The sequence below is a fragment of the Mesorhizobium sp. WSM4833 genome (genome assembly GCF_055811095.1).
In genome coordinates, this window is sequence record NZ_JBVVQG010000019.1 from 99,668 (window position 1) to 110,008 (window position 10,341).

At 62.9% G+C, this 10,341-nt stretch carries 9 protein-coding genes; 7 read left to right on the forward strand and 2 right to left on the reverse strand.

Features of this window, described 5'->3' with window-relative positions; genetic code table 11:
- Positions 1–49 precede the first annotated feature (49 nt).
- Together AC0L2D_RS28255 and AC0L2D_RS28260 are read left to right on the forward strand one after the other, a co-directional pair.
- Positions 50–583, forward strand: coding sequence for a TetR/AcrR family transcriptional regulator (locus AC0L2D_RS28255; RefSeq protein WP_024503025.1), 534 nt, complete (start codon positions 50–52; stop codon positions 581–583).
- A gap of 124 nt (positions 584–707) precedes the next feature.
- Positions 708–2,309 (forward strand): inorganic phosphate transporter, encoded by a 1,602-nt coding sequence (locus AC0L2D_RS28260; protein WP_473543455.1) that lies wholly within the window; start codon positions 708–710, stop codon positions 2,307–2,309.
- Positions 2,310–2,738: 429 nt separating this feature from the next.
- On the opposite strand, the gene AC0L2D_RS28265 is transcribed toward AC0L2D_RS28260, so the two are convergent.
- Both AC0L2D_RS28265 and AC0L2D_RS28270 read right to left on the reverse strand, forming a co-directional pair.
- Positions 2,739–3,899, reverse strand: a complete 1,161-nt coding sequence (locus AC0L2D_RS28265) for a patatin-like phospholipase family protein (protein ID WP_024503027.1) — start codon at positions 3,897–3,899, stop codon at positions 2,739–2,741.
- A 47-nt stretch (positions 3,900–3,946) separates the two neighbouring features.
- Positions 3,947–4,693 (reverse strand): acetoacetate decarboxylase, encoded by a 747-nt coding sequence (locus tag AC0L2D_RS28270; protein ID WP_063169133.1) that lies wholly within the window; start codon positions 4,691–4,693, stop codon positions 3,947–3,949.
- A gap of 223 nt (positions 4,694–4,916) precedes the next feature.
- Between AC0L2D_RS28270 and AC0L2D_RS28275 the strand changes: the two genes are divergently transcribed.
- From AC0L2D_RS28275 to AC0L2D_RS28295, 5 genes are all read left to right on the forward strand, one after another.
- Entirely contained in the window at positions 4,917–5,705 is a 789-nt protein-coding gene (locus tag AC0L2D_RS28275; protein ID WP_013529312.1) for a 3-hydroxybutyrate dehydrogenase, read from the forward strand.
- A gap of 460 nt (positions 5,706–6,165) precedes the next feature.
- The gene (locus AC0L2D_RS28280; protein ID WP_473543458.1) at positions 6,166–7,494 is read left to right on the forward strand and encodes an NAD(P)H-dependent oxidoreductase; all 1,329 of its coding nucleotides are present in this window, start codon (positions 6,166–6,168) and stop codon (positions 7,492–7,494) included.
- 2 nt (positions 7,495–7,496) lie between these two features.
- Complete coding sequence (locus tag AC0L2D_RS28285) at positions 7,497–8,525, forward strand: thiamine pyrophosphate-dependent dehydrogenase E1 component subunit alpha (protein WP_063169131.1); 1,029 nt, start codon at positions 7,497–7,499, stop codon at positions 8,523–8,525.
- On the forward strand, positions 8,525–9,523 hold the full coding sequence (locus AC0L2D_RS28290; RefSeq protein ID WP_027163140.1) for an alpha-ketoacid dehydrogenase subunit beta: 999 nt from the start codon (positions 8,525–8,527) through the stop codon (positions 9,521–9,523). The genes AC0L2D_RS28285 and AC0L2D_RS28290 overlap by 1 nt, the downstream gene beginning before the upstream one ends.
- 3 nt (positions 9,524–9,526) lie before the next feature.
- The coding region (locus AC0L2D_RS28295; RefSeq protein ID WP_473543460.1) for a biotin/lipoyl-containing protein at positions 9,527–10,341 on the forward strand (815 nt) is incomplete at its 3' end.

A 10,341-nucleotide genomic window follows, 5' to 3' on the forward strand; every position in this document is an offset into this window, starting at 1 on the left:
CGTCTGGACGGTCTTGTCAATTGGGCCTAAGCTTGCGATGGGAGGCACCATGAGAGCCCAAAGACCGAATTCGCGCGAGAAGATTCTCGCCGCGGCGGCTGATGTTGCCCGGGAATCCGGACCAGGCAGCCTGTCGCTGGATGCCGTCGCCAGCCGTGCCGGCGTGTCGAAGGGAGGGCTCCTCTACAATTTCCCGACCAAGGCCAAATTGATGCAAGGTTTGGTCGAAGGCTATCTGCGCGAGTTCGAGCATGCGCTGGAAGCCGCCAGCACAAATGACAAGGACGAAAATCCCCTGGCCGTCTACATCAGGCTGTCGGCCAATGATTGCGAGGAAAAGCAGCCGTCGGCGTCCTGGATCTTCTCGGCCATCGCCGAGGATCCCGATTTCATGATGCCGATAAAGACCTTCAAGCGGCAGCTTTTCGAGCGGCTGAAGGGCGAGACGCCGGATCTCAAATCGCTGTTGATCTGCTATCTCGCCATCGAGGGATTGCGCAGCATGAACCTCTTCGATTCGGATGTCCTGTCGAAAGACGAGCGCCAGTTGTTGGTATCGTCGCTGCTCGAGATTGCCAAATAGGCGCCGCCCACCCGCTTTTCGGCAGGCCTGTTCGTGAACGCGGCGTTCGCCGGCGTCACACAGGGTTCATCGTGCGGACATAGCGTCTTCCCAGTTCTTTGCTGCAATGCATCTGGAGTGGGACATGGTGGACATAGTTTCTAGCGAGGCGGGCATTCCGAGACCGGATCATCCGCTGGATCAATCGGGCAGCGCGAAATGGTTCCTGCCGGCCTTCGGCGTGCTGGTGCTCGTCGGCATCGCCTATGTCGGCTACGCGCTCAGCCAGGATCTTGCGGTGGCCAAGACCGTGCCGTGGATCCTGCTTGGCATCGCCTTGCTGATCGCGCTCGGCTTCGAGTTCGTCAACGGCTTCCATGACACCGCCAATGCGGTGGCGACGGTTATCTACACGCGCTCGATGCCGGCCGAATTCGCCGTCATGTGGTCGGGCGCCTTCAATTTCCTCGGGGTTCTCACCTCCAGCGGCGCGGTCGCTTTCGGCATCCTGTCGCTGCTGCCGGTCGAGCTGATCCTGCAGGTCGGCTCGTCCTCGGGCTTCGCCATGGTGTTCGCGCTGCTTGTGACGGCGATCCTGTGGAATCTCGGCACCTGGTTCCTCGGACTGCCGGCGTCGAGCTCGCACACGATGGTCGGTTCGATCATCGGCGTCGGCCTTGCCAACCAGTTCATGGCGCCCGCCGGCAGCGCCACCAGCGGCGTCGACTGGTCGCAGGCGACCAATGTCGGCGTCACCCTGCTGGTGTCGCCGATCATCGGCTTCTTCGCCGCGGCGATCCTGCTCTATGTAATGAAGCTGCTGGTGCGCAATCCGGCGCTCTACGAGGCGCCGAAGGGCAACACGCCGCCGCCATGGTGGATCCGTGGCCTGCTCATCTTCACCTGCACCGGCGTCAGCTTTGCGCATGGCTCCAATGACGGACAGAAGGGCATGGGCCTGATCATGCTGATCCTGATCGGCGTCGTGCCGACGGCCTATGCGCTGAACCGCACCCCCGACATCAACTATCTCGAAGCCTACAAGTCCGCTTCGGTCAGCGTCGAAACGGCACTGGGCAAATATGCCAAGCCCGGCGTCACCGTCACCGATGCCAAGGCAGCCGTCCAGGATGCCGTGCGCACCAGGACATGGAGCGACCAGACGACGGTTGCGCTGCAGACCTACATCCACAACACGACGGCTGGCCTGCAGCCCTATGCCTCGGTCGAGACGGTGCCGACCGATCTGGTCAGCAACGCCCGCAACGACATCTATTTGATCGGCGAAGCGCTCAAGCTGATCGACAAGAAGCAGCTGCTGCCGATGGAGGCGGCCGATCTGAAAGCGGTCACCGACTATCACAAGGCCGTCGACAACGCGACGAAGTTCATCCCGATCTGGGTGAAGGTCGCCGTCGCGCTGGCGCTCGGCCTCGGCACCATGGTCGGCTGGAAACGCATCGTCGTCACGGTCGGCGAGAAGATCGGCAAGAGCCATCTGACCTACGGCCAGGGTGCGGCGGCCGAACTCGTGGCGATGGTGACCATCGGCATGGCCGATCGGCTGGGATTGCCGGTGTCGACGACGCATGTGCTGTCGTCGGGCGTTGCCGGAACGATGGCGGCGAACGGTTCGGGGCTGCAATGGGCGACGGTGCGCAATCTGCTGCTTGCCTGGGTGCTGACGCTGCCGTGCTCGATCACGCTGGCCTTCGTGCTGTTCATCATCTTCCGCCAGGTGTTCTGAGCCGAGCGTATAAGCGTCCAAAGAAAAGGCAGCGCCGGGTGACCGGCGCTGCCTTTTTTCTTTAAGTGAGCACTGCGTTCAAGGGGCGAAGACGTATTCGTTTCTGTTGACGTGGAACATGCCTAGGAAATTGGCCGAAACGCCTTTCGCTTCGTCATCCTGTGGCGGAGCAAGGAGCGAAGCGACGCGGCGCAGACCATAGGATCCATGCCGCGACTCCTGAGCGTTGCCGCGGTGCAGAATTCTGCTCCGCTGCACTCCGTGGCAAAGATCACGGCATGGATCCCAGGGTCTCCGCGACGGAGCTTCGCTCCTGCTTCGCCCAGGGATGACGAAGTTTGGAGGCGTCGGCCAATCTCGAGCGTCGGCGATGGCCGTTCAAAGGAATCCTGGCCAACAACGCTGAACCGTTGGGCATACCCGGCCTGGCTACGTCGGGTCTTCGCGATGCAGGTCATGGATGGCGACACCGTCGACATTGGTCGGCATCGTCAGCCACTCACGATGGCGCAAGGTGCGCTGCGTGTCCTCCAACCCTGTCTCCCAATGCTCGCGCATCGAGGTGCCTGAGAACTCATAGTCCTTGGCGTGACCCTCATAGCCTTTGTGCTGATAGATCAGGTGCACGATGTTGACGGTGCCGGCGTCCGAATAGTCCTCGATCAGCGCTTCCTCGGCCGGCGTCCGCAACTCCTTCGGCACCCGTTTCAGTGCATCGAGCAGGCGCATCTTGAGACCGTGGATGCGTTTGAAATTGTCAGTGTTTTGCCGTGTGCGGCTCGAATACATGATGTCCTTGTGGCGCGACAGCACGTCCGGCATGCTGCGCGGCAGGACGCCTCGCGCGCTGAACAGGTCGACCTGGAAAACCAGCGAGGAACGGTCCTCTTCCTGGTCGAGCAGATATTGCAGCGGCGTGTTGGAGACGATGCCCCCGTCCCAGTAATATTCGCCTTCGATGCGGATCGACGGGAACGCCGGCGGCAGCGCGCCGCTGGCCATGATGTGCTCCGGTTCGATGCGGACCTTGTCGGTGTCGAAATAGACGAAGTTGCCGGTCCGGACGTTGACCGCGCCGACGCTCAACCGCTTCTTGCCGTCGTTGAGGATGTCGAAGTCGATCAGGCTTTGCAGCGTCTCCTTCAGCTCGGCCGTGTCGTAGAAGCTGGTGGCGCCCTCGGCGCCGGGCTGCTCCATCCAGGGGTTAGGATTGCGCGGCTTGAAGAAGCCCGGCTGCCCCATGACCATGGTCATCCACGAACTGGTGCGATTGCGGATATCACGGTAGATGTCGCCTTCCGGCGTATAGGCCCAGATCTTGCGACCCGAAATCGTCTGCCAGAATTGCTCGAGGCGCTGCAGCCGGCGGCTCGACTCATTGCCGGCGATGATCGCCGCATTGATGGCGCCGATCGATACGCCGGAAAGCCAGCTCGGCTCGCAGCCGGCCTCTGCCAATGCCTGGTACACCCCAGCCTGGTAGGCGCCGAGCGCGCCGCCTCCCTGAAATACCAGCGCGACGCGGTCATACTGCGCCGAGATCTCCGCGATGGTGGCGGTGGCCTCCTTGTTGCGATTGCGTTCGAGCACGGCTTTGGTCTCCGACTTCTGTTTGGGCTCTGAAAGGCTTGTGCAGCTCAGGTGCGGTCGGCGAGATAATCGTGAACCACTTCGCCCAGCCCAAGCGTCAGATCGGCGGTGAAGTGGACGGCGGATACGATGTCGAGCACCGGCAGCCGCGCCACGTCGGCCATGACGTGCGGCCGCAAATCGAGTGCGGCGGGCGCTGTCCAGGCTTCCTTCAGCGTGATGTCGGTGAGGTGGTAGCGGACCAGTTCGCAGATGCGCGGCGTGCCGTCGACATGCGGGACGATCTTGATCAGGAAATTGGGCGCGGCCAGCGAAGCGAGGACAGAGCCGTGATCGGCTTTCTTGTGCTTGTAGCCCATCGTGCCGGTGGCGCACAGAACGCTGCCATAGTGCAGCGTGCCGACGATGACCTCGCCTTCATGCACGATCTTGGGATTGGCAAGCTTCTTGGGAAAGCCCCACAGTTCGCGGCCGCCGGCGATCGGCGCGTCGTCGTCGAGATACATCGAATGGACGTAGGCGCCGTGCTGGCCCTTGTAGCGCACCGGGATGACCTGGCCGGTCTCGGTGTAGTCGCCGAAACCGGTCGAGTCAGGCATGCGGATGAATTCGTATTTGACCAGCGGCTCGTCGATCTCCAGCGGCTCCGGCACGACAGCCTCTAGCGCCTCGCGCGTCGTACGGTAGGTGATGATGACGTATTCGCGGTTGAAGAAACGGTACGGCCCGGGCGGAAAGGAGGGGTTGGTCAGCGGCATCGCATAGGCGCGCTTCACGACATCGGCGATCTGCAAGGCTGTAGCCCCATTTTGGTTCAGGAATGACTGCGCGAATGCGCTCCGGATTATGTTGCACGGCACCATGACAGTGCCGTGTCAGCCGCCTGACAGCCGCCCAAGAGGCCTGTCGACGGCCGCCTCAACCCTGTAATCGCACCGACATATGGCTATGGCACTGTCATGGTGCGGCGCACAAAGGCGGCCCCGTTCGTTCCCTCCCACCTCTTGCGAGATCATCATGGGTTTCCTGTCTTCGAAGAACGCCCTCGTCACCGGCTCGACCAGCGGCATCGGCCTGGCCATCGCCCGCGCCTTTGCCGCCGAAGGCGCCAATGTCACCATCAACGGCCTTGGCGATGCGGCTGCCATCGAGCAGGAGCGCACCGGCATCGAGAGGGATTTCGGCGTCAAGTGCCGCTATTCCGGTGCCAACATGATGGATGGCGCGGCGGTCAGCGCCATGGTGCATGAGGCCGAGGCTGCCTTCGGCAGTCTCGATATCCTGGTCAACAATGCCGGCATCCAGCATGTCGCGCCGATCGAGGAGTTTCCCGATGACAAGTGGGAAGCCATCATCCGCATCAATCTGCTCGCCGCGTTCTACGCCATCAAGGCGGCACTGCCGGGCATGAAGACGCGCAAATGGGGCCGTATCATCAACACCGCCTCGGCGCATGCGCTGGTCGCCTCGCCGTTCAAGTCGGCCTATGTGTCGGCCAAGCACGGCATTGCGGGCCTCACCAAGACGGTAGCGCTCGAAGCAGCGCTCGACGGCGTCACCGTCAATGCGATCGCGCCGGGCTATGTCTGGACGCCGCTGGTCGAAAGGCAGATTCCCGACACGATGAAGGCGCGCGGCATGACCGAGGAACAGGTCAAGCACGATGTGCTGCTCGCCGCCCAGCCGACCAAGGAATTCGTCACCGTCGACGAGCTCGCCGCGCTGACGCTGTTCCTGTGTTCGGACGCGGCCAGGCAGGTCACCGGCACCACCTTGCCGATGGATGGCGGCTGGACGGCACAGTAGAGGGTAATCCAAGCGTTCCGTTTGCCTGCTGGTGCCGCTGGGCGCTGGCAGAAAAGCACCCGGCTATGCCGTGATCTTAATCGATGCGGATGGCGTGGTCGTGCATTTCCATGATTTTGCGATCGACGCGGCGGGTTGCCCGCCTCCGGCAGGCTTCGCGGGACACTGAGCAGGACTTCCCGCGAGGGCCAAGATGCCGCCAGTCGCATGTGCCGGCCTATTGCACGGCAGCGCAACAGGCTGCGCCGTTGGCTGAGCTGAACGATCCCAACCGATGCCCATCCGCGCACTGACGGCGACTGCGCGGCATCGGGTTTCCCAGCTTCTTTCTCGTCCCGCCGGACTACGGTGAAAGTGTCCAAAAAGCACGGGAATATGGACATTAGTCTTGACAGAAATACAGATGTTCAATACCCGTCAAGCAATCGAACAAGCCTGCATTATGGGAGGAACGAGCGGTATGGCTTCCAATGTTTCGTTGACGGGTCTTGCCCGCGATCTCGAGGAACGCGCAAAGTCGGGCAAGCCTATCCGCATCGGCCTGATCGGCTCGGGCGAGATGGGAACCGACATCGTCACTCGTGTCGCCCATATGTCGGGCATCGAGATCGGCGCCATTTCCGAACTGAACCTGCCGGCTGCCAGCAAGGCCGTCGATATCGCTTTCCAGGAAACCGGGCATGCGCGCGAAGTGTCGAATGCTTCGGCTATGACGTCGGCGATGGAAGCCGGCAAGGTCGCGGTCACCAACGACGCCGACCTTGTCATCAACAATGATCTGATCGACGTCGTCATCGATGCCACCGGGGTTCCCGCCGTTGGCGCCGAGATCGGGCTGCGCGCCATGGAGCATGGCAAGCATCTGGTGATGATGAATGTCGAGGCCGACGTCACCATCGGCGCCTATCTGAAAAGCGAGGCCGACCGGCTCGGCGTCACCTATTCACTGGGCGCCGGCGATGAGCCGTCCTCCTGCATGGAGCTGATCGAGTTCGTCTCGGCCATGGGTCACCCGATCGTTGCCGCCGGCAAGGGCAAGAACAATCCGCTCAACATCGACGCTATTCCCCCGGACTATGAGGAGGAAGCCAAGCGCCGGTACATGAATGTGCGCATGCTGGTCGAATTCGTCGACGGCTCCAAGACCATGGTCGAGATGGCGGCAATCGCCAATGCCACGGGCCTGGTTCCAGACAAGGCCGGCATGCATGGCCCGGCGGCGACGCTTGGCGAACTGTCCAAGGTGTTGGTGCCGCAGAAGGATGGCGGCGTTCTGTCGAAGGTCGGCGTCGTCGACTATTCGATCGGCAAGGGTGTCGCGCCCGGCGTCTTCGTCGTTGCCGACATGTCGCATCCGCGCATCTCCGAGCGCATGGAAGATTTGAAGATGGGCAAAGGCCCGTATTTCACCTTCCATCGTCCCTATCACCTGACCTCGCTCGAAGTGCCGCTGACCTGCGCGCGCGTCGTGCTCTACGGCAAGGCCGACATGGTGCCGCTGGCCAAGCCGGTGGCCGAAGTCGCCGCCGTGGCCAAGAAGGACATGAAGCCCGGCGAGAAGCTCGATGCGATCGGCGAATATTGCTACCGCGCCTGGATCATGACGACGCCTGAGGCGCGCGCCGCCAAGGCCATTCCCTGCGGCCTGCTGCAGGGCGGCTCGGTCACCGCGCCGATCAAGAAGGGCGAACTCATAACCTACGCGAATGCAGCGCCCGCGGCCGGCTCCAAGATCGCCGAACTGCGCGCTCGCCAGGACAAGCTCGTCTATGGGACCGTGGGAGCGTGATCATGGCCACAGCCAGCAAAGCCGTCACTGACAGTCGCGCCAATCTGCCCTTCGTCTACCGCCAGTACAGCGCCGAGCAGCTCAAGCAGGTGCTCCACAAGATGTACCTGATCCGCCGCTTCGAAGAGGGCGCGGAGGAGTGCTACACGCGCGGCCTCATCCATGGCACCATGCATTTGTCGATCGGCCAGGAAGCCAGCGCCATGGGCATCTGCATGCCGCTTGCCGAGGATGACCAGATCACCTCGACGCATCGCGGTCACGGCCACTGCATTGCCAAGGGCGCCGAGGTCAAGCGCATGTTCGCCGAGTTCTTCGGCAAGACCACAGGCTACTGCAAGGGCCGTGGCGGCTCGATGCACATCGCCGATGTCGGCAAGGGCAATCTCGGCGCCAATGGCATCGTCGGTGGCGGTATCCCGATCGCCGTGGGGGCGGCATTGTCCTCCAAGATGATGAAGACCGGCAAGGTCGTGGTCTCGTTCTTCGGCGATGGCGCCAACAATGAAGGCGCTTTCCACGAGGCGCTCAACATGGCGGCGGTCTGGAAGCTGCCTGTCATTTTCGTCTGCGAGAACAATGGCTACGGCATGTCGACATCGACAGCCCGCTCGACCGCGGTCAAGAACATCGCCGAGCGCGCCGCCGCCTATTCGATGCCCGGCGTCATCGTCAACGGCAACATCTTCTCCGAGGTCGCCGAGGCGTCTCATCAGGCTGTTGCCCGAGCCCGCGCCGGCGAGGGGCCGACGCTGATCGAGTCCAAGACCTATCGCCATCGCGGCCATTCCAAGAGCGACCGCAACCGCTATCGCACCAAGGAAGAGATCGAGGACTGGATGTCGAACCGCGATCCGATCACCCTGTTCGAAAGCGAGCTCAGGGAATTCGGCTTCATCGACGACAAGGGCATCGAGGCCATTCGCGATGCCGTGGCGCAAGAGATCGCCGAGGGCATCGAGTTCGCCAAGGCGAGCCCATCGCCCGATATCAGCGAGACCGGCAATTACGTGTATACGGAGCAGGCGTGATGGACGCGATGGTGCGTGAACTGAGCTACGCCCAGGCGATCCAGGAAGCCATGGCGATCGCCATGGACATGGACGAACGCGTTTTCCTGATGGGCGAGGATATCGGCGTCTATGGCGGCGCCTTCCAGGTCACCGGCGACCTGGTCGAACGTTACGGCGCTGACCGCGTCATCGACACGCCGATTTCGGAACTGGGCGGCGCGGGCGTCGCGGTGGGCGCTGCCCTCACCGGCATGCGGCCGATCTTCGAGTTCCAGTTTTCCGATTTCGCCACGCTTGCCATGGAGCAGATCGTCAACCAGGCGGCCAAGATGCGCTTCATGCTGGGCGGCGAGGTTTCGGTTCCCGTGGTGATGCGCTTTCCCGCCGGTTCCGGCACCGGTGCGGCGGCGCAGCACAGCCAGAGCCTCGAAGCCTGGCTCGGCCATGTGCCGGGTCTGAAAGTCATCCAGCCGGCGACCCCCTATGATGCCAAGGGCATGCTTTTGGCGGCGGTCGCCGATCCCGATCCGGTCATGATCTTCGAGCACAAGCTGCTCTACAAGATGAAGGGCCCGGTGCCCGAAGGCTATTACACCGTGCCGATCGGCAAGGCCGATATCCGCCGCGAGGGCCGGGATCTCACCATCGTCGCCACCTCGATCATGGTGCAGAAGGCGCTCGACGCGGCGGCCGTGCTGGAGAGCGAAGGCATCGACGTCGAAGTCGTCGATCTCCGGACCATCCGGCCGATGGACAAGCAGACCGTCATCGACAGCGTCAAGAAGACGTCGCGGCTGCTATGCGTCTACGAAGCGGTCAAGACGCTGGGCATCGGCGCCGAGGTCAGCGCCATGATCGCCGAGAGCGAAGCGTTCGACTATCTCGACGCGCCGATCGTGCGGCTGGGCGGCGCCGAAACGCCGATCCCCTACAATCCGGAACTCGAGAAGGCGACGGTGCCGCAAATTCCGGACATCATCACCGCCGCGCGCGACCTCGTGAAAGGGGTCCGCTAGCCCATGCCGACCGAAGTCATTCTTCCCAAGGTCGACATGGACATGGCGACCGGACAGATCTCGCGCTGGTTTGCCGAGGAGGGCGCGCACGTCAAGAAGGGCGATGTGCTGTTCGAGATCGAGACCGACAAGGCGGCGATGGAAATCGATGCGCCGGCCAGCGGCGTCCTGCGCGATGTCACCGGCAAAGAGGGTGTCGATATTGCGGTCGGCGCTGCCGTGGCGTGGATCTATGCCGACGGTGAGGCCTATGGGGCTGATGCTGCTGCGGCCAAGCAGGACAAGGCGCCAATCTCCCCACCCGTGGGGGAGATGTCGACGAAGTCGACGGAGGGGGGCGCTGTCGCGCCAACGTCTCATTCTGTCACGCACCCCTCTGCCCTGCCCTCTTTGCCGCCACTTGGCATCTCCCCCACAAGGGCGGAGATCGGCCAATCGCCATCGGCCGGCCGTGCAACACCGCTTGCCCGGCGCCTGGCCCGTGAGGCCGGCCTGAACCTCTCGACCGTATCTGGCACCGGCCCGTATGGCCGGGTGGTGAGGGCCGATGTCGACGCGGCCATTGCCGGTGGCGGCGCAAAGCCTGCCTCCAGGGCAGCGCCCGCTGGCGCACCAGTGGCTCCGGCTGCCGCTGCCCCTGCGGTGAAGGCGATGTCGGACGATCAGGTGCTGAAACTGTTCGAACAGGGCTCCTATGACCTCGTCCCGCATGACAACATGCGCAAGACCATTGCGCGCCGCCTGGTCGAGGCCAAGACCACCATTCCGCATTTCTACCTGACGCTCGACTGCGAGCTCGATGCGCTGCTGGCGCTGCG